Source organism: Candidatus Avelusimicrobium sp. (assembly GCF_056976295.1).
The window spans coordinates 38,064-63,184 of record NZ_DBMCTG010000005.1 but is presented as its reverse complement, the minus strand read 5'-3'; the positions used below and the strand labels follow the sequence as shown (position 1 = coordinate 63,184).

The following is a 25,121-nucleotide window of genomic DNA, read 5'->3' as shown; positions in this document are numbered from 1 at the left end:
GAATATATGATAGACAGAATTAAACGCTTGGAAACCCTTTTTTTAGAAGAGATTAACACTCTCATTACCAAAATGGCCGCCAACGGCGATTTTGGCGGCTTTGTAACCATTACGGCGGTGCGCCTGTCCAAAGATTTGGCGAACGCCAAGGTTTATTTTTCCGTCTTTGGCAGCCCCGAGGACAGAAGAAAAACACAAGACGCGCTTTCTCTGCTGCGCAAGGAAATCGGCGCCGATTTGCGCGGACGCCTGCATTTAAAACGTATTCCTTCCTTTACGTTTGAATATGACGACACACCGGAAAAAGCATCCCGCGTGGAAGCCATTTTTCAGGTAATTGAAAAGGAAAAAGAAAATGGAAAATAGAGAAGCGAGTTTAGAGCAAATTTGGCAAGCCGTGCGCCACGGAAAGAAATTTTTTATCGCCGGGCATTTAAACCCTGATGGAGATTCTTTGGGCAGCACGCTTACAATGACCTCGCTTTTGGAACGATTAGGCAAAGAGGTGTATGCCTACTGCGCGCCTGCTATCGGTAACGATTTAAAATTTCTGCCGGGCTTAAATAAAATTCACGTCGGCATTTTGCCCGAAAAGCCCGACTTTGACACCGTCATTTTGTTGGAGTGTTCCGACCGCAAGCGCGGCGGCGATTTGGAAAGTGTACTCAGCCAAGCCAAAACGCTAATTAACATTGACCACCATTTGGTGAGCGACGATTACGGCGACCTCAACCATATTGATTCCGTGGCCTCCTCCACTGCCGAAATTATTTTTCAATTTTTTGAAGCCTCCGGAGAAGAAAATTTACTCCCCACCCCCGACGAAGCCACCTGTCTCTATACGGGCCTGGTTACCGACACGGGGCGGTTTGTCCACTCCAACACCACCGCCGAAGCCCTGCGTGTGGGGTCTGCCTTGGTGGCCTTGGGGGCGGATGTAAACCAAATTAACCAAGTAATTTACTTTACCAAATCTTACATTGAGTTAAAACTTTTGGGCCGCGCACTGGAAAAAATGGAAATGCGTTTTGATAATAAATACAGCCAAATTATTCTAACGCACCACGATTTTGAAGCCTTTGGAGCCACGCCCGCCCAAACGCAGGGGATTGTCAGCCAACCGACAATGATTCCCGGTGTAGAGGTATCGGCACTGATTAAAGAGGAGCCGGATAAAGTGTCTGTTAATTTGCGCTCCCGAGGAAGTGTAGATGTAAGCCGTATTGCCCAAACTTTTGGCGGAGGCGGCCACGCGCGCGCCTCAGGCTTTAAAGTTACGGGCAAGAGTGTAGCACAAGTAGCCGATGACCTGGCCGAAGTGGTATTAGATGTCGTTAAAAAACTTGCCTGAACCGCAAAAAAGCGGACTCCTTTTAATAGATAAACCGGCGGATTTTTCTTCGCACGATATTATTGCTATATCCCGCCGGATTTTAAAAACAAAAAAAATAGGCCATAGCGGTACGCTGGACCCGATGGCGACGGGACTTTTGATTTTACTTATCGGCCGGGAGGCCACCAAACGGCAAACGGCCTTTTTGACCCTTTCCAAAACGTACAGCGCCGTCTTAAAACTGGGCCTGGAAACCGATACTTGGGATGCGCACGGAAGCGCGGTAAATCAAATGCCCGTTCCGCCGGTTACCCAAGCGCAGGTGGAACAAGCCGCGCAAAACTTGTCCGGCCTTATCCGCCAGCCGATTCCGTTTTTTAGTGCCAAAAAAATTGGCGGCGAGCATATGTACGACCTTGCCCGAAAAGGTAAAGAAATGGAAAGGCGTTATAACGAAGTTACCGTAGAGTGGCGCAAAATACAACTTACAAAACCGGATGAAATTGAATTTACCGTGCATTGTTCGTGCGGCACTTATGTACGCTCGTTAGGTTTTTTACTTGCGCAAGCATTGGGCACGACCGGGCATTTAACCGCGCTAAGAAGGCTTGAAATCGGCCCGCACAGCGTTCAAAATGCCTTTGACGGCAACTTGTTAAAGGAGTGCGATTTGGACACTCTCTATGCGCGTGTGGAGTCCATAAACGTATGAAACGCAAAAATTTTATCACTATCGGCACCTTTGACGGCGTCCACACAGGACACCGCCACTTGTTTGCCCGGTTGGAAACTTTGGCGGCCGGAGCATTGTTAAAGCCGTTGGCTTTATATTTTCAGCTCCCCCCCAAAACATTGCTTTCCGCACACCCGGAGATGAGCGTTTTGACACTTCCGCAAGAAAAAAAACAGTTGCTAAAAAATATAGGATTACCTGCAAAACCACTTGATTTTGAAAACTGCCGGGAAACGCCCGCGCAAGATTTTTTTCAACAAACATTACTTGAAAAGTACCAAATGGGCGGGCTGCTTGTCGGGCCGGATTTTGCCTTTGGGAAAAACAGACAAGGTGGGGTTGAGTTCTTGCGTGCGGAGTGCACCAAATATAAAATTCCTTTTTCGGTGGCAGATTTTTACCGCGCAGGCGGAGAGAAAATATCTTCCTCGCTTATCCGCAAAGTCTTGGCACAAGGCAATATTACGCTGGCCAATACGCTATTAGGCCGCCCGTATGAACTTTCCGGCACCGTAGTAAAAGGGCACAAATTGGGCCGCAAATTGGGTTTTCCCACCGCTAATCTGGATACGGGAATTTACAAAATTCTACCATTAGGGGTTTTTGCCGTAAAAGTGCGCGTAGGACGAAAAATCTACGATGGCTTTTGCAATATCGGCTTCCGTCCGACCGTAAACACCCTGCATACTGTTTTGCCGCTGGTAGAGGTGAATATTTTTGATTTCCGCCAAAGTATTTACGGGCGGAAAATTACCATTTGGTTTGCAGACAAACTGCGCGAGGAAACCAAGTTCAACGGGTTAGAGGCTTTGGTCCGCCAATTAAAGCAGGACCGCGAAGAAGCACGACAGAAGTTACAAGACTTTTTGGTGTAAATCACTCCATTAAAAAACCCCGCACTTGGCGGGGTTTTTTATATTTAACTAAAAGCATTTAACTTTATTCGGCATCTTCTTCGTTGTAATTGCGTACAAACAAAACAATGTAAGCCAACCAGGTAGCCCCGAAGAAAATAAAAAAGCAATACGAAAACCACCACAACTTATTAAGCGGGTTGTAATCCGTAAGCAAAGACTCCCACAACAAAGAGCCCAAAATCACCGCCAAATACCCCCACACGCACAAGGCCAGGAGTTTTAACAACGAATCAAATGTGCCGATAATAAAACCCTTTTCGGCATACGGTTTTTTTAAATAAGAAATAATCGCTTGCATAAGACTATTTTATTCTCCCTTTATCAAATTGTCAAGTTATTGCTGCATGGCCGGGTCGGTTGCGTTATAGCCAAAGCCTTGGTCCGAGGCTAACGACGGATCAGTAAACCCAGCGGGGGCGGCACTCTCTGCACTGTATGCGGGTGTGGCGGCATTAAGATCCGACTCAAAATCGTTAGCGGGAGCGGTAGCCGTTTGCGTGGAATACGTTTCCGGCTCATAATTAGGATTATACGCTTCCGGCGCATTATTCCCCTGCTGGTAAGCCTGCGCCAACTCGTCCGGCTCCGGCTGCTGCACAACTTCTTTCATATAGCGTTTAGCCTTGGTTTGGCGCGCCAAAAGGCCGGCCTTGGTTTCGTTTGCCAAGGTTACTTTTTGCTCCGCACTCATTGTTCTGGCCGGTTTTTCCTGTGCGGATTTGGCTTTTTGTTCCGCTTGCAAAAGCGCCTGTTTTTTCTGCGCTTCTTCCAGCGCGATTTTTTCCTGTTCGCTTAATGTATCGTTTGTAAAAGAAGGGAATTTGGAAGTGTCCACATAGTTTTGCGAAACAGCCACCCCGTCCTTATCAAAATAAACCTGCTTGCGCTGTTTTTCATCAGCGGCGGCCTCATTTGTCGGGGCGGCAGAGGAAACACCATAATATACCACTTCCGGCCCGGGGGCGACAGGGGCGGCCTTTTCGGGCGTTAAGCAATATTCCACGCGCTGTCGGGTGGAAGCGTCTTGGTGCGCGTCCACGCGGGTTTCACAAGTGGAGGCGCAAACCGCCGGCAAAGCGGCGCTAAAAAGCACAAAAAAAGAAGCGAAGGTTTTCTTCATATTTATCTCCGTACTTTTATGATAGTACATTTTGGGGCATTTTGCACGAAAATCGGGCAGATACACCCCTGCAAACATAACACCCACAAAAAACGCCCTCTGCTAATGCAAAGGGCGTAAAAAATGTCACCGGGTGGGTTCGAACCACCGACCTAGCGCTTATGAAACGCTCGCTCTAACCAACTGAGCTACGGTGACGTAAATCTCGTATATTTATTATAACAAAACAAACACCGTTTGCGCAAACTTTTTCATTTTCCCGTCGGAGAAATATTTAATCAACCATTGAATAAATATTCAACTTTTCGGGAATTTTGGCTGTTTTGGCGGTGTTAAAATCTTTTTCCGCCAGGTCCGTTTTGCCCATTTTCATATACACAGCCCCGCGCGCATTATATACTTCCGCCGCCGGGTGTAAATTGATTACAGAGGTATAATCCCGCACCGCATCTTCGTAGCGGTCCAACATAAAGTTTACCCCGCCGCGGCTAAAAAATATTTCCACCTTGTCCGGCTTTAAACCGGAAGCCAAATTCAGCACGCTTAAAGCATTTTCAAAATCGCCTTTGGCCGCCAAAGTGCTGGCATATGCGGTATAAGCATCCACCTGATAAGGGTTATCTTGCAACACACGTAGGAAATCGGCCTCTGCCAAATCGTATTCACCTAAAAAGAAATATACCGCCCCGCGCGAAGCATATCCCTCCAAGTTATCCGGGTTTAATTTAAGGGCTTTGGTATAAGATTGGACAGCCTTACCCGCGTGCCCGTCTTTAAAGTATCCGTCTCCGCGGAGCAAGTATTCGCTAGACGTGGGCAGCGTGGTGCAAGCAGCCAACAGAAACGGGAGCAGACAAACCATTTTTTTCATATAAGCCTCCTGTATTTTCAAAATTATAGCACATTGGACCTATTTTTTTCTAGGTACTTATTTTTAAAAAAATAGGTCCAAAGACCCTGTTTTTAATTCTGCCTGAAATTGTAATCTATTAATATAACAATCAATTTACTTTTCATCCAAACCGCAGTAGTCCCAAACCCTGCTACTGCGGTTCCCCTTTTTATATAAGGCAAATGGTATAATAAGAATATGAAAAAGTCTAGAATTTCCCTTTTTATTATTGCTAAAAACGAAGAATCAAAAATTGCAAAATGCATTTTAAGCACACGCGGTCTGGTGAGCGAAGTGATTGTCGTTAATTCCTTTTCCAAGGATAAAACCGCCCTCGTCTGCCGAGAATTGGGCGCACAGGTTTATAACCGCGCATTTGACGGATTTACCTCGCAAAAAAATTATGCGCTTTCCAAGGTAACGGGCGACTGGGCCTTAAACCTGGATGCGGACGAAACACTTTCGCCCGAATTAAAAGAGGAAATTGCCCAAGCCATCAAAAATCCGGCCTTTTCGGGATATGATATTCCCTTTTGCAACTACTTTCTGGGCAAGAAAATGCGGTTTAGCGGCCTAAATAAAGAAAAACACCTGCGGCTGGTTAAAACCAAACGCGCCAAATATGTGGGCGGATTGGTCCACGAAGGGCTGGATGTAAAAGGCAAAATCGGCCGTTTGAAGCACTCTATCAACCACTACTCCTACGATACTATTGAAACCTATTTCCGCAAATTCAACCGCTACACTACACTGGCGGCGGAACAAATGTACAAAAACGGAAAACGCTTTTCGCTTATCAAGGTAGCATTTACATTGCCATTTGAATTTTTCAAGCGCTACATCTTAAAATTAGGTATATTGGACGGCATACGCGGGTTGCTTTGGGCCGCCTTTTCCACTTTTTATGTACTGGTAAAAAATGCCAAACTTTGGCAATTACAGGAGCAAAAAGAAAAATGACCGTATATTTGCTGGCTTTACTGGTTTTAATAGTGTTTTTGTTTTGGCGTTTCCCGCTGCTGCGTAAAACGTGGTATCTGCCCCCCCGGAAGGGCTTTGTGGCCTTAATGTATCATCACGTTGGCGTATTGGACGACCCGGCGGAGGAGCAATACCCGTTTACAATGCGCCCGGAAATGTTGGAACGGCAGATTTTGTTCTTAAAGTCGCGCGGATATACATTAGTATCGTTAGAGGATGTACAAACGGCCTATCAAGCGGGAAAATCTCTTATTGAAAAACCTGTTATGTTTACATTTGATGACGGTTACGAAGACAATTACACCACGCTTTTCCCCCTTTTAAAAAAATACAATGTGCCCGCACTGATTTTTTTAATTACCGATTATATTGAAAAACGCCCCGGCTATTTGACGTGGGCACAAATTGATGAAATGCAAAAAAGCGAACTTGTAACCTTTGGTTCCCATACTTGTTCGCACCGCCGCCTGCGCAGTTTGCCTGACGAGGAAATTTGGCAGGAACTCACACAAAGCAAACAAATTTTAGAAGAAAAACTGGGCCGCCCGGTTACGGCTTTATGTTATCCGTATGGGGCTGGCGGTTTTGACAAGCGGGTCCGCCCGCAAGTATTTAAAGCCGGATATTTGTTTGATTTCAGCACCAAAAAGGGCATAAATCCCTGGCCGTGGCGCAAAAAAACCACCTTGCGCCGGGCCTTCCCGCGCGGAGGCGAAACAATGTTTGATTTTTACTTGCAAATCACCCGCGGGGAAAGCCGCTTATAACCTATGCTTTACCTCGCGCTAGGGTTGGTCCTTTTGTCGGGAATTTTAATGGCTTTGGTCTGCCGCCACAAGCCGGAGGCATTGCTCGTTTTGGCCTACGAAAAAATTGGCACCGCGCCTAAAAATTCCCCCTTAAAAAAAGAGTGGACGACCGTCAATCAATTTAAAAAAACGCTTTTATGGCTCCGCGCGCACGGGTTTACCCCAATAAATGCAGGAAGATTGAACTCATCAGCCGCCAGGCCCCCCAAACCTGTTTTATTGGTATTTATGGGCGGGTACAAATCTTTTCTAACCGATATTTTCCCCTTATTGCAAGACTCCAAAACACCGGCCACATTATTTTTGCCTACAAATGCCACCGGCACCTATAACAAATGGCAAAACCCGCACCAAGAACCTTGGCAAAATTTACTGACGGAAAAAGATTTAAAAATGCTTGCTAAAAGCGGGCTTATTTCCTTTGGAGCGATTGCATTAAACGGGGAGGATTTATCTGTTTTGCCCGCTGACGAGGCCGCTTATCTGGCACAGGAAAGCACCTACCGCCTGCATACGCAACTGGGATTAAAGGCCGATGCTTTTGCTTTTTATCCTTTCCGAAAAAGAATAGAAAACTTCGCTGAAATTACCCCCAAAAACTTGCCTGTTTTTGTAGATACCCCAGCCGCCAATTCTCTAATGGAAAAAGATACATTTAATGTATTTTTCCCCCAAAAGACCCCTTGGAAAACATATTGGAATTTGTTTACCCGCAGATAACCGGTTACTTAAAAGCAGTAGCAAAACAGGCTTGCAACATTAGTGAGGCAGAGAACTCCTTTCTCATACAGAACAAAGAAATTTACATCCACAAAATGCCAAAAAGACCGCTCCATTAGAAAATAAAAAAGGACAGCGCCCGGTATAAAGCCCTGTCCTTATCGTGCCCAAACAGGCTGAAATTAACGGCGGTTCTTTAATTGCGAGAAGTTAGGATAAAGCATATCCGTAAATTTATCCATTTCGCCTTGTCCGCCACGGATTTTCAAATTAACCGACAGCACATAAACATCTTTGGTTAAAATTTCGCGCCAATTATCGGGAAATTTAACAAAATCTTTAAATGTAGTAACCAGCGGCAAATTGCCGCGCGTTTCCTCAAAAGTCCGCAAATTTTCCTCGGTGTAAAATTGGTGATCCGGAAAACGCCACTTTTGTTTGAGTTCCAATCCCAATTTTTCAAGCGTATTTTCAAAACTTTCCGGATGCCCAAGAGCGCAGAAACAAGCCGCCGGACCCTTAATCATACTCAAATCCACCTTTTTGCTTTGGCAAATGTCAAAATAATATTCAGGAGAGTGGACACTTTCCAAAATTTCCACCGTATCGTTATACAGGCGGATTTCGTCCTTTACGTCCTCCAACTGGCGCGGGGAAACCAAATCACAATGCGTGAGCACTATCAAATTGGCCCGTTTGAGCGCACTTAAAGGCTCGCGCAAAACACCATAGGGTAACAGTTGCTTGTTTCCAAAAGGATTTTTGGCATCCACCAAAATAATATTTGCATCGCGTTCCAAGCGGTGATGTTGCAGTCCGTCGTCTAACAGAATGATTTGGCTTTTAAAGCGGCGCAGGGCCTCTTTGGCACCCTCGGCCCGGTCGGGACAAATGACAATCGGTACCTTGTACTGGGCCAATACGCGGCTCATCATAAAGGGTTCATCTCCCGCCATACGCCAATCGGCATCCGGGTTGTCAAACAGCACCAGGGGCCCTTCGGCCTTTTGTTGGCGTTTGTAACCACGCGACACTATCGCCACGCGAACCCCTTCTTTGGCAAGGGCCGTAGCCGCCAGCAAAACAGCCGTCGTTTTACCTGTTCCGCCCGCAGTAATATTGCCAATGCACACCACGCGGGAATTGACCGATTGAGCCGTTTTCCAACCGCTTTCATACATTGTGCGGTGGAACCACGCACCCATACCGTATAATTTGGATGCACTCCACAACAATCCGCGCCCCAAGGCATTATCCTGCAAATTTTCTTTTAATTCTTCTAAATTCATAAACTCCCCTAAAAAAACAAACTTTTAGATATTTTAGCATTTATCAAGCACTTACAAAACCGGGCGGGAAAAGGAGCCAAAATTAGTATAATGTGTATATATGGCAAATACCCGTTTTCAAAAGACTCCGCTGCATTATATCCAATACCTCGCGCTCAAATGGTTTTGCGTACTGTTTGGGCTGTTACCTTACAAAACCGCCGTTTGGCTGGGCAGAAAAGCCACGGGCGCGGTGCGCTTTGTAATGAAAAAACGCTTTAACCGCTCCGTCTATGATATAAGACGTGCGTTCCCTAAAATGACGGAAGAAGAGGCCCGTGCCACCGCGCTGGAATCTTGGCGCAATATGGGCGGAATTTTGGCTGAATTTATTAAACTGACCCAAATGACCCCGGAAGAGTTTAAAAAGCATAGCCGCATTATCGGGGCAGAAAAAATGCTCAATGCCCAAAACATAACCGGCGGCATTATCCACATTGGGCACTTTACTAACTGGGAAGCCTTTGGTCTCGCCGGGGCCGTCTATGGGGTGGACAAGGCCGTTTTGGCCCAGCGCGTGGATAACCCCTATGTAGATGAGGAAACCAACCGCCTACGCAACATCTTTACGGGCCGCACTTTTTACAGCAACAACGAGGATAAACCTTTCTTTGCCTGTATGCGGTGGCTGAAAAAGAAGAAAATGCTCGGTATTTTAATTGACCAAAATGCAGGGTCTAGCGAAGTATGGGTGCCCTTTATGGGGCGCATAGCGGCGTTTTCGCCAATTACCGCCTTGCTGGCTATTAAAATGCAGGTGCCTGTTTTTCCGGTGCGCGTGTGGAGAGAAAAAGACGGGACCATTGTGTCCGAAGTAATGGACGCCGTTTATCCCCCCAAAGAATTTAGTATGGAAAATGTCCGCAAATTTACCAAAATTCTGGTTGGTTATTACGAAGATTGGCTGAAAGATAACCCCGGCTCTTGGCTGTGGGCGCATAACCGCTGGAAACGCGAAGCCGAGGGAGAAGCGTATTTGAAAGCACACCCGGAGGAACGTGTATGAGCGGAAAAATTAAAGCCGTTTTTATGGACAGGGACGGAACGCTCATCCACGAAAAACCCGGCACCTATTTAAGCGACCCAGCCAAAGTCCGCCCCTACAAAAGTACGGCTCCGGCGCTTGCCCTTTTAAAAGAACACGGTTTTAAACTGTTTATCGTTTCTAACCAATCGGGTATCGGGCGCGGATACTTTACCGAAAAAGAAGTAAACAAAGTTCACGCACGGCTTTTAGACCTGTTAAAACCCGCTAAAATAGAGGAAATCGTTTTCTGCCCGCACGCCCCGACCGAAACGTGCGATTGCCGCAAACCCAAGCCCCAATTGGGCCTTTACCTTATAAAAAAATATAACATTGATACGGCCCGTTCTTATATGATTGGCGACAAAAAGGCTGATGTGGAATTTGGGCACAACATTGGGGTAAAGTCTGTTCTGGTTACTACGGCAAACGGCAAAAACCACTTAAAAAAATATCCCGATCTAAAACCCCAAAAAACAGCCTCCAATCTTTTAAATGCCGCCCGTTTTATTGTGGCGGACGACGGAGCGGCTAATGGTAAATAAATTGCTGTGCGCTCTTGTTTCAACTGCTCTTTTGCTGTGTGCTTGCGCGCATAAGCAGGCGGAGTCCACCTCTCAAAAGGTTATTTCCGCCCCGCTGATTGAGGAGCACGAAAACACCGAAAATCCCCAAAAAATCATCTTCGCTCCCGCCAAACAAAAGAAAACCACTTTATCTGCGGAAAAACTGCCGCAACAACCGCCCACTCCGCAAACCGAAAAGGCGCCTGAAATCACACCCGAAAACCGCGTGGAACAGGCGCGCAAGGCCCAAATGCTCTCCGCACCTACACCGGATAAAATATCCTTTGAGGACGAGGAGTTAATTTCCTTGGCGGGCCGGCGGTTAAGCCCTCTTGCCTACAATGCTGTTTCGCCCGAAAAAACCGCTGCCGCTTGGAGCGGGGAAGAATTAAAATACGGCCTTTACTATTCGTTTATCAAGGCCGGCACCGCCTATATCAAAAACCGTGGCGTTACTACCGCCAACGGGCGCAAGGCATACCTCATCCAAACGACCGCCTTTTCCGCCTCTGTTATAGATGCTTTTTTTAAAGTGCGCGACGTAAATTATTCCTGGATAGATGCCGAAAATTTTTATTCGCTCGGTTACACGCAAAGCGTGCGCGAAGGCAACTACAAACGCGACGAGTGGCTGACCTTTGACTACGATAGTAAAGTTTATTATGGTGAAGTGCAAAAAAAAGAAGCCCCGCGCGTACTTTCCGGCCCGCTTTCCGAGCGGGTGTTGGATATGTTGTCCTCTCTCTATTTCGTCCGCGCGCAAACCTTAACCAAAGGGCAAGACATCATTTTTGACATTATCAACCGCGAAAAACAATACCCCCTTATCGTAAAAGTATTAGGCAAGGAAACGGTAAAAACCGCGGCAGGCAAATTTGACTGTATTGTAGTAGAACCGCAATTTAGGGGCGAAGGAATCTTTGTCAGCAAGGGCAAAAGTTTAAAGGTCTGGCTGACGGATGACGAATATAAAATGCCCGTTAAAATGAAAACGGAAGTCTTTATCGGCAGCGTATCCGCCGAACTACTGGAATACAAACGCAATTAAAGATATAATGGATAAATACAAAGGAGCGTCTAATGACAACTGTACAAACCAAACGCTTAAAAGAAATTTTAAATCATTTTGAAGGACAAGAAATCATCGTGGTAGGCGATATTATGCTGGACCACTTTATCAAGGGCACCGTCAGCCGCATTTCGCCGGAAGCGCCTGTGCCGGTAGTAGATGTAAAAAAGGAATTTTTTGTAGCCGGCGGTGCGGGCAACGTAGCCGTCAACTTGGCGGCCTTAGGGGCGAAGCCCGTACTGGTATCCGTCGTGGGGCAGGACCTGGGCGGTGAAATGTTAAAGGGCTTTTTACGCGATAAAAAAGTAAACATTTACGGCGTAACCGAGGACCCCGACCGCCCGACCACGCAAAAAATCCGCGTAATGGCAGAGCAGCAGCAAATCGTCCGCTTTGACCGCGAAAGCAAAAAGACTATTTCCCCCTCCGTATCCGCCCAATGTATGAAAAGTTTTGAACTGGCTATTAAAACGGCCAAAGGGGTCATCTTGTCCGACTATGGCAAGGGTATGCTGTCGGACCACAATATCCAAACTATTGTGGATATGTGCCGCAAACATAAAATTCCGGTGTGCGTAGACCCTAAAATTGATAATTTTAAAAAGTATAAAAATATTACCTGTATGACCCCCAACACCAAGGAAGCCTGGGAAGGCGCAGGCGACTCCCCCAAACAAGGCGAGGAAGCCATTGTAAAACTGGGCAACAAAATATTAAAGATGTTGGACGCCGATTCTATTTTAATCACCCGCAGTGCAGACGGTATGAGTTTGTTTGAAAAGGGTAATGAAAAACCCATTACTATTAAAGCCACCGCGCGCGAAGTGTATGATGTTACAGGTGCGGGCGATACGGTTATTTCTGTTTTTACATTGGCATTAGCCGCCGGGGCAAAACTGTCCGAAGCGGCGGTATTGGCCAACTACGCGGCGGGAATTGTGGTGGAAAAATCCGGCACAGCCACCGCTACGCGTGAGGAAATTGAAGGAGTTTTAAAATGAGTGATGTATTAATCGCTATTCCGGCGCGTTACGGTTCGTCCCGTCTGCCGGGCAAAATGCTTAAATTATTAGCCGGGAAGCCGGTTATCCAGCACGTTTACGAAGCGTGCGTGAAAGCCAACGTGGGCGACGTAATTATCGCCACGGAATCGCCTCTGGTGGTGGAAGCCGTAGCCAAATTCGGCGCAAAGGCCGTTTTAACCAGCGACCAATGCCAAAGCGGCACCGACCGCATTTATGAGGCCGCCCAAAACCGACCCGAAAAATTTATTATTAACGTACAAGGCGACGAACCCTTTATCAAGGCCGAAACGGTTTTTGCAGTAGCGGAACTGTTAAAAACGGACCCGGCCTGCGATATTTCCACCGCTGTTACGGCTACATTAGACGAAGATAAAATCAATAACCCCAACTGCGTGAAAGCCGTCATCGCCAAAGACGGACGCGCACTGTATTTTTCGCGCTCGCGCGTGCCGTACAAGCGGGAACTGACCGAAGAAAACAAAAAGGCTCCCTATTGGCAGCATTGCGGCATTTACGGCTACCGCCGCGAAGCCTTAAAACGCTTTGTGGAACTGCCTATGAGCCCGCTGGAACAGTTGGAAAGATTGGAACAACTGCGCGCCTTGGAAGACGGTATGACCATTAAGTGCGCGGTTATCGGCTCCGCCGGCCCGGCCATTGACACGGCGCAAGACTTAGAAGATGCCGAAAAGTATTTTAAAGAACACAAATAACAGGACTCCCGCCTCCCGGCGGGAGTTTTTCTGTAAATAGCAGCCTTTTTATTTTTATTCAAGGAGTCGTTTTATTATGTCTAAATTTATTATTATCACCGGCGGTGTGGTTAGTTCGCTGGGCAAAGGAATTTCCGGCGCAAGCATTGGCAAACTTTTGCAGTTAAACGGCCTCACTGTCAATATGATTAAGTGCGACCCGTATATTAATGTGGACCCGGGCACGATGAGCCCCTATCAACACGGCGAAGTTTTTGTAACTACGGACGGGGCGGAAGCGGACCTGGATTTAGGCCACTACGAACGCTTTTTGGACGTAAATATGACCCGTGCCAACACCAACACCGCAGGCAGTATTTACCAAACCGTTATTGATAAGGAACGCCGCGGCGAATATTTGGGCGCCACCGTACAGGTTATCCCGCACATTACCAACGAAATCAAACGACGCTTTACCGCGTTTGAAAATGAGTGCGACGTATCCATTATTGAAATCGGCGGCACCGTGGGTGATATTGAATCGTTGCCGTTCTTGGAAGCCGCCCGCCAACTGCGCTTGGAAAAGGGGCCGCAAAACGTGATTTGTGTACACGTTACGCTTATCCCGTATATTGCCGTAGCGCAGGAACTCAAAACCAAACCAACGCAGCACTCCGTCAATAAACTGCGCGAGGTGGGCATTGAACCCAGTATGCTCATTTGCCGCACGGAAAAGCCGTTAAGCCAACATTTAAAAGAAAAATTATCCCTTTTTTGCAGTGTTCCCGCGCAGGCTGTTATTGAATGCGCCGATGCAAAATCCATTTACCACGTGCCGGAAATGTTCTACAAACAGAGCGTGGATAAGCAAATTATTTCGCTGTTGGGCTTAAAACCCACCCAAGAAATTGACCCCAAATGGTTTGAGTTTTTTGATAAGGCACTTAATCCCAGCAAGTCTGTCAAAATCGCTATTGCGGGCAAATATGCCGAGTTCCAAGAGGCATACAAGTCCGTACACGAGGCCTTAAAACACGCCGGAATGAACAACGACGCCAAAGTGGAAGTTACTTACATCAATACCGAAAAAGACAACCTGGAAGAAAAATTAAAAACCGTGGACGGTATCTTGATTCCGGGCGGGTTTGGCGGCCGCGGCATTGAGGGCAAAATAGCCACTGTCAAATATGCGCGCGAACACAAAATACCGTTGTTGGGGATTTGTCTGGGGATGCAATGCGTGGTGATAGAAGCCGCGCGCAACCTTTGCGGCCTGCACGATGCCAATTCCACCGAATTTGACCCCACCACACAGGACCCGGTGGTAGATTTAACCCCGCAACAAAAAAATGTGGTTTACAAGGGCGGAACAATGCGTTTGGGTAATTACACAGCCGACCTGAAAGAAGGCTCTCTGGCCCGCCGTTTATACGGCAAAGACCGCATTGTGGAGCGCCACCGCCACCGCTACGAATTTAATCCCGCTTATGTAAAGCAGTTGGCTGATGCGGGTTTAACCGTATCCGGCTGGCACGAAGGGGTGTTACCCGAAATTGTGGAACGCCAAGACCACCCGTATTTTATCGCGGGGCAGTTCCACCCGGAATTTGGCTCCCGCCCCTTGCGCCCGCATCCGCTGTTTGACGGGCTTATTAAAGCCAGTTTAAAAAACAAAGAAAATAAAAACAAATAACGGCAGAAGAAAGGCCTTGGCATATAAAAGCCAGGGCCTTTCAAAATACTATGGCAAGAATTCTAATATTTAGGCATTTAATTTAAGCGGTATAACTTTCCACCTACACCTAAAACCGTACCACTTATTAAACTGCCGTTCATTGAACGACACAGATTTTCCGCATCTGTACTATATGCCACGCAGGCGGTTACCCCCGCTAGACCCATACTATAATTTTTACTGTACCGAATAAAACCAAAATCAGGTTTAGTCTTAGATCCCGAAGCCGGGATATAAGCCCCATATGTAAAAAAATTGCCAGCCTCATAAGAGTAAACAATATAATAATAATTACCATTTTTGATATGCGAAGCAGACGATGCTCCCGAAATACCCCCTATATTTCCACTAAAACTTTCTCCGGGAATTGTCAAATCCAAGTCAGAAAAATTACTGGTATATGTACTATTTGCCAAATAATATATTTCTTCTGCCTGATACACAGAAGCAGTCATAGTCTGCAGTTGTGTCATCCTGGCTTTCTGTACGCTCCGAGTATATTGCGGCAACGCGACTGCCGATAAAATACCAATAATAAGTACCACTACCAATAATTCAATTAAAGTAAAACCTTTCATTTATATCTCCTTTTTTGTACTCTTAGTTAGTTTATCAAAAACAAAAAATCCGGTCAATAACAATATTTCTGCAAGAAAAAGAACACTCATCTTATGGCAGAACTTCAAAGGTAAGGCTGTCCGTTTCGCCGTGGCACGAAACGGATAAGGTATGCTTACCCACTTCTAGGGGCCACCAGTTTTGGCAGGCCGAACCCGCCTGAATATGTCCGTCCAACGTCCAAGTGCATTTATCCGCGGCACAAACGGCCTGCCACTTAACCGCTTGGGATGCGAGCGGAACGGACGGGTCTATTTTAAAAATATCTTGGTCTGTGGGTGACGTAATTTTAAGGACGGGTGACTCCACCCGGTGCCGGCCCGAGCAAACACCCGGCAAATGAGCCGCATCAAATACCCCTTCTTGCGTATGGGGGCAATTTTCTCCGGCTAATAACCCGCTATCCAAACACGTCGGGGCGCGTACAATTCCGTCGGGTACCGGGAACGGTTCCGCCGGATATTTTTCTTGCAGATAGACGGCCAAATCGTGCAAAATCGGTCCGGCCCCGGTAATGCCGGAAACCTTCTGCATAGAGGTAGCATTAAAATTACCCACCCAAACGCCGACCGTCCAACGGGCCGTATAACCAACGGCAAAATTATCTTTATAATCTTTGGAAGTACCCGTTTTTGCCGCAAACGGAAAAGGCAAAAACAGGGGCGAATTAAGCCCAAATGCGGGAGCGCGGGCATTGTTGTCTGCCAGCATATCCGTAAGCAAATAGGCCGTCTGCGGGGTAAACAAACGCGCTTCTCTGCCCGGGGCGCGGATAATCGGGTTTGTTGCAAACAAAACAGGTTTATACACGCCGCCGCGCGCAAGCGAAGCATAGGCATTTGTCAAATCCAGCAGGCGCACCTCGCCATTTCCAAGAGATAAACCCAAGCCGTAAAAATCAGCGGCCTTATTTAAAGATTCAAACCCCGCCCGGCGCAAAAGAGCCAGCAAATTAGATGTGCCGGATAGTTCCGCCGCCTTAACCGCCGGGATATTGTACGAACACGCCAACGCGCGGCGCACGGAAACAAGGCCGTGATAGTTTTCGTCATAATTGCGGGGTCTAAATCCCCCCTCAAAAAAAGTGTCCTCATCAGCCAGTAAAGTAGCCGGGGTAAGGTTTCCGCGCTCCAAAGCCAAGCCATACACAAAGGGTTTTAAGGCCGAGCCGGGCTGGCGCAAGGCACGCGCGCCGTCCACCTGACCGCTGTTTTGGGTGTTGTAAAAATCAGCAGACCCCACATATGCCAACACGGCCCCGGTAGCATTTTCCAATACCACCACCGCTCCGTTTGTTACATTTTGCTCCGTCAAACGCACGATATAATTTTTCACCACCTGTTCGGCATACAACTGCAAGTCGCGGTCCAAGGTTGAGAAAATCTCTTTTGATTCTTGCGGCAGCAAAGGCTGCAACAACTGCGTAAAGTGCGGCGCATCAAACGGACGGGCGGCAGAGCGAAGTTCTAATTTTTCACTCACCGCAAGCGCATACATTTCTTCATCAATAAACCCGTTATCCAACATTTTTTTCAGTACCCAATCACGCCGTTTGAGCGCGCGGGCAAAATGTTTAAGCGGATTATAATATGTGGAAGATTTGGCAAGACCCGCCAAAAAAGCCGCCTGTGATAAGGATAAATCGGCCGCTTGTGTATTAAAATAAAAGCGGCTGGCAGCCTCCACCCCCTGCGTTAAATTACCCAATTCCAAAAGGTTAAAATATTCCTCTAAAATTTCCTCTTTTGTCATTTTGCGCTCTATTTTCAGCGCACTAAATGCTTCGCGCGTTTTGCCCCACAAGGTTTTGGGATACGGCTCCACCGCACGCGCCAGTTGTTGGGTAATGGTGGACGCTCCGGAAACAATTTCGCCCTCTTTGGTGTTTTGCCACGCGGCACGCAACACAGCCCGGATATCCACTCCGGCGTGCGTAAAAAAACGCTTATCCTCTGCGGCCACGGCGGCGGCTATCAGCCAAGGCGACACCTCGTTTAACGAAACAGGCAAATAATAAGTGTTATTTTTAGATAAAAAGCCGCGTATGGGGGCGCCATAGCGGTCGTAAATTTGTTTAGACGGCAACAAAAATGCTTCTTCCCCGCCCGCCAGGCAAGGAAGAAGCAATAAACTTAAAAGAAGCGTCCAACGCTTTTTCATTATTTAATAATAAGCGTTCCGGTTGCGTTTCGGCCAAAGACAGCCGGCTCATACATTTGGCTGGCCCACAAGCAAGGATAGGCAAACGTACCCGGAACGGAAGCAGACACCAAATAAGAATAGGTGTGCGTGCCGGCGGGCAAGTAATCGGCAAAGGCGGCTAAGCGGTCGTCATATTTTTCGCTCCGCGTAAAGCCGTTATAATAGTCGCCGTTGTCCTCGGCTAATACAGCACCCTGCGCGGCGGATTCGGTCGCCAGCGAGGTATTTACAATTTCAAACCCGGCCGGGATAAAATCCTCCACTACCACAAAGTTGCGCGCAGTAGCATTTTTAACAGTCAAAGTAATTTTATAGCGTTCGCCCGCCACAATTTCACTTACGGGTTTGCCGTCCAAGGTGGTAATCGCGCGGGAAACCGCAAAGCCGCCGTCCACAGGTTTATCATAGCGGCGCGGCTCATATACCTGCCCAAGCGTATAATACAGCGTTCCGTTTCCTGCTTTGGCAAAGGTCAAACGGGCCTCGCCCTTATTGCCATAAACTCCGGCAAACGGAACCGCCGCCGTTTTACTTTCCATACTGCGGCCCTTAAAGGCGTTCTGCAACAAAGTTTTTCCGGCTATTTTAACAGAGGCCAAAAAATCAGGTTCCGCGCCCTCTTGGGTTTGGTAATAAGTATTTAATGCACTAAACACCGCGGCATTTACGCTTGTGTTATTCCAATGGCCCTCGGCATTTAACTGCGTAATCAGCCAATGCGCCGTTTGGAACGCTTGCTCAAACGGATATTGCGCGTATAACAGCGCATCCAACGCAAGAGCCGTTCCTTTTGTATTGTTCATATGCAGCCACGGCATTTCCTGCGGCACATCAAAATAGGCCGACTCCGGCGTAAAGACCACGCGGTTTAACAAACGCTGGGCTATGGCGTTTTTAATGGCTTGGGAACGGCCGGAGGCCTGCGCGGCTTTTAACAAATAAGCCTGCGCGGGAAGCGGCAGAGAGTCCGCCTTGGCATAGAGTGTATTAAAAGCACTTTGTACGTTTTTACCATACAACGACAACACATATGCAGCATAGGCGCGGGCGGTGTCGGTTTCCAAAGCAGAATACTTATACGCACGGGCCGTCTTGCCGTTAAAGGCACTTTCCAACCACGCGGCAGCCTTATTTAAGGTTTTGCCCGGTACCCGATAGCCGGCCTGTTTGGCCAAATAGGCTACTTCCAACGTATAAGCCGTTACATACGGGTCTGGCAAAGAAATATTTTTCCAGTAGCCGAAGCCGCCGGAAGCATATTGGTATTCGGGCAGTACGTCCAAAATTTCCTGCACCTGCTTTTTATATTGCGCGGTATCGCCCAATTTAAAATCTTCCACCAATTTCGCCCCCGAAATAACAGGCAGCGCCTTGGACATTTTTTGCTCCAAGCAATCATACGGATAAGTAAGCAAATAGACCATAGACCCCTTTAAGTTTAAAAGTGCCGTAGAAGCAAGCGAAAGGGTGATTTGGTTCTTTGCCGCTTCATTTAAGTTTCCGGGCTTATCTAGCAGTTCCTCTTGTACATCTTTCGTAGCCGCATAGACGGAAAGAGTCTGCATTTTTTCCACCGGGGACACCGTCAATTTAGAAAGCACACCATCCTGCGCTCTTCCTCCCTTTACGCTAAACGCTACCTGCGCTTCTCCGTTTTCCACGGCTTCGCACGCCCAAGTTACCTCTTGCGCTTTACCCAAGGGGACCTCTACGGTTTTGGTTTCCGGGCCGGACAAAGTTACAGTCCCTTCGGCGCGGGCGGTTACGGACAATTCGCCTTTTTTATTTTCGTAATTATACACCACCACCCCGCACGAAAATTTATCCCCTTTGCGCGCAAAACGCGGCAAGTTGGACGTTACCATAACGGGTTTAGATACTTGGATAGATGTTTCTGCCGAGCCAAACTCGTCCGCCGTCAGGGCTACCGCCATTATGCGGAATTTGGTTAAGTTGTCTGGCAGTTTAAATTTCACTTCTGCGCGGCCCTTTTTATCGGTGTTTACAACCGCCTTAAAATATGGCGTAAACACAAAGTTTGTGCGCAAATCTACCCCGCCTAATTTACTGGCGGCATAATCCGCACCGCCGCCTCCGCGGTTTTCGCCTTTTTCGCCAAAATTACGCTGGCCCACCACATACACGCGGTTATCCATTGTAAATACAGATACCGGGCGAGAGCCATAATACTTACCAAACAAATCCGGCGTTTGGTAATTCGTCAGGGCCAAAACGCCTTCGTCAACCACCATAACGGCTATTTCCGCCGGAGTATTTTTCCGGTGCGGTTTGGCGGTCAGTTTGAGCGTTACTTCTTCACCCGGCTGGTAGCGGGTTTTGTTAGTTTTTATAACAGGTGTAATTTTTTTGGAATCAGGCAGAACCGTCAAATTAACATATCCCACCTTACCTTGCGGTTTTCCCAAATCAAGGCCTTTGCCGTTTACAGGGTCCGCACTGCGTCCGCGCACCAAAGTTATACCGACATATACGTTAGGCAGATAGGAAGGCTTTACCGGAACTTCCACATAATCCGCCCCGCCCTTAACCGGCGTAATCCACGCATCCAAAATTCCCTCTCGCTCCACCGTTACTAAGGCCAACGCATTGTCATACGGAGATTCCACCGCAATACGGGCCGTTTTACCCGGTTTATAAGAATTTTTATCTTGTTTTAAAACTAACAGGTCATCATCTGTTTTTTTCCAGTAGGCCTGCCCCTGCCCGTAGACCATTATGTTAAATCCGCCCAATACGGTGCGGCCGGAGGAGTCCTTGCTCGTAAGCGTTACAAAATAGTTTCCGGCTTCTGTCGGTTTAAAAGATAATCTGCCTCCGTCCGAGGCGACCTGAACGGTTTGGCTGGGCAAATTGGTTACCCGCTTTTCGCTTACCCACTCCAAGCGGCCCGCCAGCCCGGCCTTGCGCACGCTGAACCATTGTTCCTTGCGGATATCCGCCGTAACAGTAGCCGAAGTCCGCACACCATTAGGCGTTACCGCCACCAAATCAGCCTGCACCGTATCGCCCAGTTCCACACGGTCCGTTACCAGTTTGGCCCCCAAGTAAAAAGCGGCCGGATGTACCAAAACATCCGTACGGGCAAATAGATTCTGCCGCGCGGGAGACTGCACGTCCAGTTCAGCATATACGGTTACCGGGAAATCCACCTTTGGCAACCGTGCGGAAAAGGATAAAGCCCCTTTATCGTCTAATTGGCTGCCGGAGTCTAATAAGAGTTTGCCATCCTCTTTGTATTCGTCTTCACGCAGAAAATACGGGGTAAAGGTGTAACCGTCAAAACCCTTCGGCTCAAACCAGGCGCGCATCCGGCGCAAATTCCAGTTGGCCTTGGCTCCCGCCAACGGAGAGCCAAAATTATATTGGGCAGAAGCCGAAAAATGGGCCGTATCACCCGAGAAATAATCCTCCCGTTCCGGGCGGAGATTTACTTTAAAATCAGCCTGTTTAACGGCCTCCACCTGAAAATTATAATACGCACCGGCAACATCCGTTTGCCCCTTTATCTGCGGAGTAAAAGAAATATCCCAAGAACCTGTATAAGCCGTTTTGGGAATATCAAATTTCAGGTCAAAAGTTCCCATTTGGGAAGAAATAGTAACATCTTTATTTAATACTTCCTCTCCGCGCGCATCACTAATGCGTACCTTGCCGCGCACTGCGGGCGAAAGGCTCCACGCACCGCCCTTTAACTGGCGGACCACCCCTTTTAAATATACGCTTTCTCCGGGGCGGTAAATACCGCGGTCTGTAAACAAGACCGAGCGTAATTCATCCCGCTGGGGATTATAATCGTAATTTAAATTAAAGCGCCACGGCTCCAATCCGTCGTTCCAAGCACTGCTGACAACCGCATCGCCGCCGGCACTGGACACAAACGCATAGACCACGGGTTGGCCCCACTCAGCAGTAACGTCCAAATTCTTCCAACCGGGAGCGCGGACAAGGCCGTCCTGGTCGGTACTGCCCGTCCACAATATTTTATTGTCTTTGCCGCGCAACTCCACCGCCAAATTGGGCATCGGCTCGCCCGTTTGGAGCGAGGTAGCCCAAAGCAAAATATTTTCAGGCGAGGTCTTTAAGGTTACGCCCACATCCGTAATGTTATCGGTAGAGGATACCCAACAGCCGTCCTTACGGTTTTTGTCTTGGATTTTTACTTGGCTAAAAACAATACTGTCCTTGGCCGTGGGGTTAAATTTATTTAAATCAATAAAGGTTTTAACGGTGCGGTCCTTTACGTCTTTAAAGGTATAAGTGCCGTCAAAAGTGGCTGACGTGAGCGGTTTTTTGGCACAGTAGCCCGCAGAAGCCGTATCAAACGGAATAAAATTTTCTTTGTTAAAGCGCGCCCCGCGCACAGGCAAAGAAGGCGTATTCATCAAATCAATGGGCAAGCGCGGGCTTAAATAACTTTCCAACACGCCAAGCCCGCCCGAAAAATCCGTCGCCGGGCAATAACCGGAATTTGTGATTTGAAAGATTTTATCTTCCCCTAAGGCATTGCCATAAATATCACGCAGATTTTTACTCAAAGTTACGGTAACGGTTTGTCCGGGGGTTAAGTTTAAAAACATAAACGGAGTGCGGAAATACGCTTGTCCCGTTTTGCTATCCACCACATCATACCCCAACGCATCTCCCTCCTGCTCGGAAAGTTTGCGCACGGCAGAAGCAGGCTCCACGGTGGCGGCCGCAGCCATTTCTTTAAAGCGGACCGGGGTGGAAAAATCCACCGTCGGCATATAGGGCAGACAGCCGTCATTAATTTGGTTTAAAACCGTTAAATTAGGATAGGTATAAAAAGAAGTATTATAATCTTTTTCCATCCCCTGCGTGCCCGTGGGCGCGGGCAGGCCCGCCTTTAACGTAAGGGTATAATGCGTTCCCTTTTCCAAGGAGGACAACGGGCTGATAACCGCAATATTTTGTTTGTTATAGTAAGAAAAATCTTTATCGTATTCCAACTGGCTAATCGGGCGGACAATCAGCGGGACGGTTTTGGTAACGTCGGGGCGTTTGGCGGAGGATAAACCCAAACGCTGGCTGAAAGTAGCCTCGGCCGGGGCCGTATAAGAAAGTTGGACATAGTTGGAAAGTTCTTCCATTTTCACCGGACGGGTAAACACTACATATAGAGTAGGATTTAAACTAATCCAATGTTCGTTGTTGCGGGGTTGGACAAAGTTTACTTCGGGCACCGGTGTAGTAAAGCGGAAGATATAATTTTGCGCCAGACTCTTGCCGCTAACAGCCGATTTAAAACCCGCCGGAACTGTTACGCTGTAAGCAGTGGCTTCGGGCCAGTTTTCAGCCGGCTCAAAAAGCACCGTTTGTGTGCCGCTGTAACGGCAGGAACCCTTAATTTTGGGAGAAATAATAATTGGACAGTCAGCCGAAGAGAACTCCGTTTTTTCCCCCAGCGCGGCAACAGGTTGGTTAAACGATACCGAAACAGGATAACGCCCCCCTGCATACAGTTTTCCTTTGGGGCTGGCAGACAAAATTTTTAAGGCCGGGGCCGCCGCAAAAGCGGGCAAAAGAGTTTGCACAACTAGCGCACCTACCAAAAGCGCGCGCAAAATAAAACGATTCTTCATAGAAAACAATCCTCCTTACTATCTTTGTATTGTACCATTAAAAACCCTTCTGTGGCACGCACCTTTTAGACATAACAACCGGGCCAAGGAGTCTCTCCTTGCCCCGGTTGTTTGGATAACAGAATACACTTACTTTTTTTCGTCCGACAAATAATGACACCCCGCCGAGTGGCGGTTTTTTAAGGCAGCATAGGTAATCAGCAGAGCCGTCTGCGTGCCGTTGCGCAAGTCCAACAGTTCCTGGCACAAGGCATTGCCCTTGTAAAAGGAATCAATTTCGTTATGCAAATGGCGCAAAATCTTTTCAGCCCGGCCCAAGTGTTTGCGGCTGCGGATAAGCCCCACATAGTTCCACATTGTATTGCGAAGCGTGGCCAAATCCTGCTTTACCAAGTTAAGGTCCGGCTTTTCCGCCGGCACAACCCAGTCCTTAGGCGCAGGAATATGGAAAGGCTGCGTTTTGATGTCTTCCGCGTCCGCGTGCGCGCACAAATACCCCATTGCTACGGCTTCCAATAAAGAGGTGCTTGCCAAGCGGTTGGCCCCGTGGTAACCCGTACAAGCCGTTTCGCCGATTGCATTTAAGTTGGCGATATTTGTTCTCCCTGCGGGTGTAGCATATACGCCGCCGCAGAAATAGTGCGCCGCAGGAACCACAGGCACAGGAACCTTGGTCATATCGTAGCCGCCTTCCAAACATTTTTTGTAAATAGCCGGGAAGCGTTCTTTGGTTTCCTCCGCCGGATTGGCGGTAATATCCAAATACACGCAATCGTGCGAGGTTTCCAACCGCTCCTCTTCAATAGCGCGGGCCACAATATCGCGCGGAGCCAAATCTTTCAGCGGGTGATATTTCGGCATAAAGGCTTCGCCCTTACAGTTGCGCAAAACAGCCCCTTCCCCGCGCAACGCTTCGGACAAAAGAAAACTTTTACCCTTGGCAAACACCGTGGGGTGAAATTGCAAAAACTCCATATTCATCACACGCGCCCCCACGCGGTAGGCCATTGCAATACCGTGGCCGTAGGCGTGTTCGGCATTGGTGGTGTGCAAATACACCTGCCCCACCCCGCCCGTAGCCAACACGGTTTTTTTAGCGGTGATAGCATACACTTCGCCCGTCTTGTTATCCAACACATACGCACCGAAAACGGTCAGCGGGTAATAGCGGTCCATCGGGTCAGGCGAACTGTGGGAGAGCGTTAATAAATCAATCGCAGAAGTAAACTCCTTTACCGTAATAAGCGGGTTTTGGCGCACAGATGCCTGAATAGCGGCCAAGAGGGCGTGGCCTGTGGTGTCTTTGGAGTAAATAATACGGTTTTTGCGGTGTGCACCCTCACGCGTAAATCGTAAGTGATGTTGGGAATCACGGTCAAAGGGAACGGATAAATCCGTTAAAAAGACTTCTTCTATGGCTTTGCAACCCGCGGCGGAGAGTTCCTTTACCGCTTGATCGTTGCACATACCGGCGGTGGCCATTTTTACGTCGGCTAAGAGGTCATCCATATTCAAATGGGGCTCATATACAATGCCCCCCTGTGCTAAATCGCTGTTGGCTTGGAGCATTTCCCCGCAGCAAAGCAGCGTAGTTTTAAGGCCTTTTTTGGCGGCCTCGTGCGCATAAACGCACCCGGCAATACCGGCGCCGATAACCAAACAATCGGTAGAAAGTGTTTTCATATATATATTATATAATAGTGAAGGGTAAATTTGCCTATAAAAACTTGCATAAT

Annotated in this window: 21 protein-coding genes and 1 tRNA gene; 13 read left to right on the top strand and 9 right to left on the bottom strand. The window is 47.9% G+C overall.

What is annotated here, in order from left to right:
* Positions 1–6 precede the first annotated feature (6 nt).
* Genes rbfA through ribF form a run of 4 tightly spaced genes read left to right on the top strand, consistent with a single transcriptional unit; the run spans position 7 to position 2,941 of the window.
* Entirely contained in the window at positions 7–366 is a 360-nt protein-coding gene (gene rbfA / locus ACZOTW_RS03370; protein ID WP_177747187.1) for a 30S ribosome-binding factor RbfA, read from the top strand.
* Positions 356–1,351 carry a DHH family phosphoesterase gene (locus ACZOTW_RS03365; protein WP_483997484.1) on the top strand — a complete coding sequence of 332 codons (996 nt, stop codon included), beginning with the start codon at positions 356–358 and terminating at the stop codon, positions 1,349–1,351. The genes rbfA and ACZOTW_RS03365 overlap by 11 nt, the downstream gene beginning before the upstream one ends.
* Positions 1,329–2,045 (top strand): tRNA pseudouridine(55) synthase TruB, encoded by a 717-nt coding sequence (gene truB, locus ACZOTW_RS03360; protein WP_483997483.1) that lies wholly within the window; start codon positions 1,329–1,331, stop codon positions 2,043–2,045. Before ACZOTW_RS03365 ends, truB begins: the two co-directional genes overlap by 23 nt.
* Positions 2,042–2,941, top strand: coding sequence for a riboflavin biosynthesis protein RibF (gene ribF, locus ACZOTW_RS03355; protein WP_483997482.1), 900 nt, complete (start codon positions 2,042–2,044; stop codon positions 2,939–2,941). The genes truB and ribF overlap by 4 nt, the downstream gene beginning before the upstream one ends.
* 64 nt (positions 2,942–3,005) lie before the next feature.
* Here ribF and ACZOTW_RS03350 read toward each other — a convergent pair whose 3' ends face one another.
* The 4 genes from ACZOTW_RS03350 to ACZOTW_RS03335 all read right to left on the bottom strand — a co-directional run bounded on the left by ACZOTW_RS03350 (position 3,006) and on the right by ACZOTW_RS03335 (position 4,974).
* Entirely contained in the window at positions 3,006–3,281 is a 276-nt protein-coding gene (locus ACZOTW_RS03350) for a hypothetical protein (protein WP_177747199.1), read from the bottom strand.
* A gap of 36 nt (positions 3,282–3,317) precedes the next feature.
* Positions 3,318–4,103 carry a hypothetical protein gene (locus ACZOTW_RS03345; protein ID WP_483997481.1) on the bottom strand — a complete coding sequence of 262 codons (786 nt, stop codon included), beginning with the start codon at positions 4,101–4,103 and terminating at the stop codon, positions 3,318–3,320.
* Between the two features lie 124 nt (positions 4,104–4,227).
* A tRNA-Met gene (locus tag ACZOTW_RS03340) sits at positions 4,228–4,301 on the bottom strand.
* 76 nt (positions 4,302–4,377) lie between these two features.
* A complete protein-coding gene (locus tag ACZOTW_RS03335; protein ID WP_428046551.1) occupies positions 4,378–4,974 on the bottom strand; it encodes a tetratricopeptide repeat protein in 597 nt (198 codons plus the stop codon).
* Positions 4,975–5,193: 219 nt separating this feature from the next.
* On the opposite strand from ACZOTW_RS03335, the gene ACZOTW_RS03330 reads away from it, so the two are divergent.
* The 3 genes from ACZOTW_RS03330 to ACZOTW_RS03320 are packed head-to-tail and all read left to right on the top strand — an operon-like array spanning position 5,194 to position 7,505.
* Positions 5,194–5,955, top strand: coding sequence for a glycosyltransferase family 2 protein (locus ACZOTW_RS03330; RefSeq protein ID WP_483997480.1), 762 nt, complete (start codon positions 5,194–5,196; stop codon positions 5,953–5,955).
* On the top strand, positions 5,952–6,743 hold the full coding sequence (locus ACZOTW_RS03325; protein WP_483997479.1) for a polysaccharide deacetylase family protein: 792 nt from the start codon (positions 5,952–5,954) through the stop codon (positions 6,741–6,743). The genes ACZOTW_RS03330 and ACZOTW_RS03325 overlap by 4 nt, the downstream gene beginning before the upstream one ends.
* 3 nt (positions 6,744–6,746) lie before the next feature.
* Entirely contained in the window at positions 6,747–7,505 is a 759-nt protein-coding gene (locus ACZOTW_RS03320; RefSeq protein ID WP_483997478.1) for a polysaccharide deacetylase family protein, read from the top strand.
* A 182-nt stretch (positions 7,506–7,687) separates the two neighbouring features.
* On the opposite strand, the gene lpxK is transcribed toward ACZOTW_RS03320, so the two are convergent.
* On the bottom strand, positions 7,688–8,794 hold the full coding sequence (lpxK, locus tag ACZOTW_RS03315) for a tetraacyldisaccharide 4'-kinase (RefSeq protein WP_428044690.1): 1,107 nt from the start codon (positions 8,792–8,794) through the stop codon (positions 7,688–7,690).
* A gap of 100 nt (positions 8,795–8,894) precedes the next feature.
* Here lpxK and ACZOTW_RS03310 point away from each other — a divergent pair, with 100 nt between their 5' ends.
* The 6 genes from ACZOTW_RS03310 (at position 8,895) to ACZOTW_RS03285 (ending at position 14,902) form a co-directional block, all read left to right on the top strand.
* A complete protein-coding gene (locus tag ACZOTW_RS03310) occupies positions 8,895–9,839 on the top strand; it encodes a lysophospholipid acyltransferase family protein (protein ID WP_428081704.1) in 945 nt (314 codons plus the stop codon).
* Complete coding sequence (locus tag ACZOTW_RS03305; RefSeq protein WP_428055904.1) at positions 9,836–10,402, top strand: D-glycero-alpha-D-manno-heptose-1,7-bisphosphate 7-phosphatase; 567 nt, start codon at positions 9,836–9,838, stop codon at positions 10,400–10,402. The genes ACZOTW_RS03310 and ACZOTW_RS03305 overlap by 4 nt, the downstream gene beginning before the upstream one ends.
* Positions 10,392–11,471 (top strand): DUF3108 domain-containing protein, encoded by a 1,080-nt coding sequence (locus tag ACZOTW_RS03300; protein ID WP_483997477.1) that lies wholly within the window; start codon positions 10,392–10,394, stop codon positions 11,469–11,471. The genes ACZOTW_RS03305 and ACZOTW_RS03300 overlap by 11 nt, the downstream gene beginning before the upstream one ends.
* 32 nt (positions 11,472–11,503) lie before the next feature.
* Positions 11,504–12,493, top strand: coding sequence for a D-glycero-beta-D-manno-heptose-7-phosphate kinase (gene rfaE1 / locus ACZOTW_RS03295; RefSeq protein ID WP_428037287.1), 990 nt, complete (start codon positions 11,504–11,506; stop codon positions 12,491–12,493).
* Positions 12,490–13,230 carry a 3-deoxy-manno-octulosonate cytidylyltransferase gene (gene kdsB, locus ACZOTW_RS03290; RefSeq protein WP_177747232.1) on the top strand — a complete coding sequence of 247 codons (741 nt, stop codon included), beginning with the start codon at positions 12,490–12,492 and terminating at the stop codon, positions 13,228–13,230. The genes rfaE1 and kdsB overlap by 4 nt, the downstream gene beginning before the upstream one ends.
* Before the next feature lie 76 nt (positions 13,231–13,306).
* Entirely contained in the window at positions 13,307–14,902 is a 1,596-nt protein-coding gene (locus ACZOTW_RS03285; protein ID WP_428039718.1) for a CTP synthase, read from the top strand.
* A gap of 77 nt (positions 14,903–14,979) precedes the next feature.
* Here ACZOTW_RS03285 and ACZOTW_RS03280 read toward each other — a convergent pair whose 3' ends face one another.
* The 4 genes from ACZOTW_RS03280 to ACZOTW_RS03265 all read right to left on the bottom strand — a co-directional run bounded on the left by ACZOTW_RS03280 (position 14,980) and on the right by ACZOTW_RS03265 (position 25,068).
* On the bottom strand, positions 14,980–15,522 hold the full coding sequence (locus ACZOTW_RS03280; RefSeq protein ID WP_428039717.1) for a type IV pilin protein: 543 nt from the start codon (positions 15,520–15,522) through the stop codon (positions 14,980–14,982).
* 91 nt (positions 15,523–15,613) lie between these two features.
* Positions 15,614–17,722 carry a penicillin-binding protein 1C gene (gene pbpC, locus ACZOTW_RS03275; RefSeq protein ID WP_483997476.1) on the bottom strand — a complete coding sequence of 703 codons (2,109 nt, stop codon included), beginning with the start codon at positions 17,720–17,722 and terminating at the stop codon, positions 15,614–15,616.
* Positions 17,722–23,385, bottom strand: a complete 5,664-nt coding sequence (locus tag ACZOTW_RS03270) for an alpha-2-macroglobulin family protein (RefSeq protein WP_483997475.1) — start codon at positions 23,383–23,385, stop codon at positions 17,722–17,724. The genes pbpC and ACZOTW_RS03270 overlap by 1 nt, the downstream gene beginning before the upstream one ends.
* A 129-nt stretch (positions 23,386–23,514) precedes the next feature.
* Positions 23,515–25,068 carry an L-aspartate oxidase gene (locus ACZOTW_RS03265; RefSeq protein ID WP_483997474.1) on the bottom strand — a complete coding sequence of 518 codons (1,554 nt, stop codon included), beginning with the start codon at positions 25,066–25,068 and terminating at the stop codon, positions 23,515–23,517.
* Between the last annotated feature and the right edge of the window lie 53 nt (positions 25,069–25,121).

What these genes read in the sequence shown, in the direction of transcription:
- ACZOTW_RS03280 (WP_428039717.1), bottom strand. Translation starts at nt 15,522, where the DNA reads ATGAAAGGTTTTACTTTAATTGAATTATTGGTAGTGGTACTTATTATT.
- kdsB (WP_177747232.1), top strand. Translation starts at nt 12,490, where the DNA reads ATGAGTGATGTATTAATCGCTATTCCGGCGCGTTACGGTTCGTCCCGT.
- ACZOTW_RS03300 (WP_483997477.1), top strand. Translation starts at nt 10,392, where the DNA reads ATGGTAAATAAATTGCTGTGCGCTCTTGTTTCAACTGCTCTTTTGCTG.
- ACZOTW_RS03320 (WP_483997478.1), top strand. Translation starts at nt 6,747, where the DNA reads ATGCTTTACCTCGCGCTAGGGTTGGTCCTTTTGTCGGGAATTTTAATG.
- ACZOTW_RS03310 (WP_428081704.1), top strand. Translation starts at nt 8,895, where the DNA reads ATGGCAAATACCCGTTTTCAAAAGACTCCGCTGCATTATATCCAATAC.
- ACZOTW_RS03335 (WP_428046551.1), bottom strand. Translation starts at nt 4,974, where the DNA reads ATGAAAAAAATGGTTTGTCTGCTCCCGTTTCTGTTGGCTGCTTGCACC.
- rbfA (WP_177747187.1), top strand. Translation starts at nt 7, where the DNA reads ATGATAGACAGAATTAAACGCTTGGAAACCCTTTTTTTAGAAGAGATT.
- ACZOTW_RS03345 (WP_483997481.1), bottom strand. Translation starts at nt 4,103, where the DNA reads ATGAAGAAAACCTTCGCTTCTTTTTTTGTGCTTTTTAGCGCCGCTTTG.
- ACZOTW_RS03350 (WP_177747199.1), bottom strand. Translation starts at nt 3,281, where the DNA reads ATGCAAGCGATTATTTCTTATTTAAAAAAACCGTATGCCGAAAAGGGT.
- ACZOTW_RS03305 (WP_428055904.1), top strand. Translation starts at nt 9,836, where the DNA reads ATGAGCGGAAAAATTAAAGCCGTTTTTATGGACAGGGACGGAACGCTC.
- ACZOTW_RS03365 (WP_483997484.1), top strand. Translation starts at nt 356, where the DNA reads ATGGAAAATAGAGAAGCGAGTTTAGAGCAAATTTGGCAAGCCGTGCGC.
- ribF (WP_483997482.1), top strand. Translation starts at nt 2,042, where the DNA reads ATGAAACGCAAAAATTTTATCACTATCGGCACCTTTGACGGCGTCCAC.
- rfaE1 (WP_428037287.1), top strand. Translation starts at nt 11,504, where the DNA reads ATGACAACTGTACAAACCAAACGCTTAAAAGAAATTTTAAATCATTTT.
- truB (WP_483997483.1), top strand. Translation starts at nt 1,329, where the DNA reads ATGTCGTTAAAAAACTTGCCTGAACCGCAAAAAAGCGGACTCCTTTTA.
- ACZOTW_RS03265 (WP_483997474.1), bottom strand. Translation starts at nt 25,068, where the DNA reads ATGAAAACACTTTCTACCGATTGTTTGGTTATCGGCGCCGGTATTGCC.
- ACZOTW_RS03325 (WP_483997479.1), top strand. Translation starts at nt 5,952, where the DNA reads ATGACCGTATATTTGCTGGCTTTACTGGTTTTAATAGTGTTTTTGTTT.
- ACZOTW_RS03270 (WP_483997475.1), bottom strand. Translation starts at nt 23,385, where the DNA reads ATGAAGAATCGTTTTATTTTGCGCGCGCTTTTGGTAGGTGCGCTAGTT.
- ACZOTW_RS03285 (WP_428039718.1), top strand. Translation starts at nt 13,307, where the DNA reads ATGTCTAAATTTATTATTATCACCGGCGGTGTGGTTAGTTCGCTGGGC.
- pbpC (WP_483997476.1), bottom strand. Translation starts at nt 17,722, where the DNA reads ATGAAAAAGCGTTGGACGCTTCTTTTAAGTTTATTGCTTCTTCCTTGC.
- lpxK (WP_428044690.1), bottom strand. Translation starts at nt 8,794, where the DNA reads ATGAATTTAGAAGAATTAAAAGAAAATTTGCAGGATAATGCCTTGGGG.
- ACZOTW_RS03330 (WP_483997480.1), top strand. Translation starts at nt 5,194, where the DNA reads ATGAAAAAGTCTAGAATTTCCCTTTTTATTATTGCTAAAAACGAAGAA.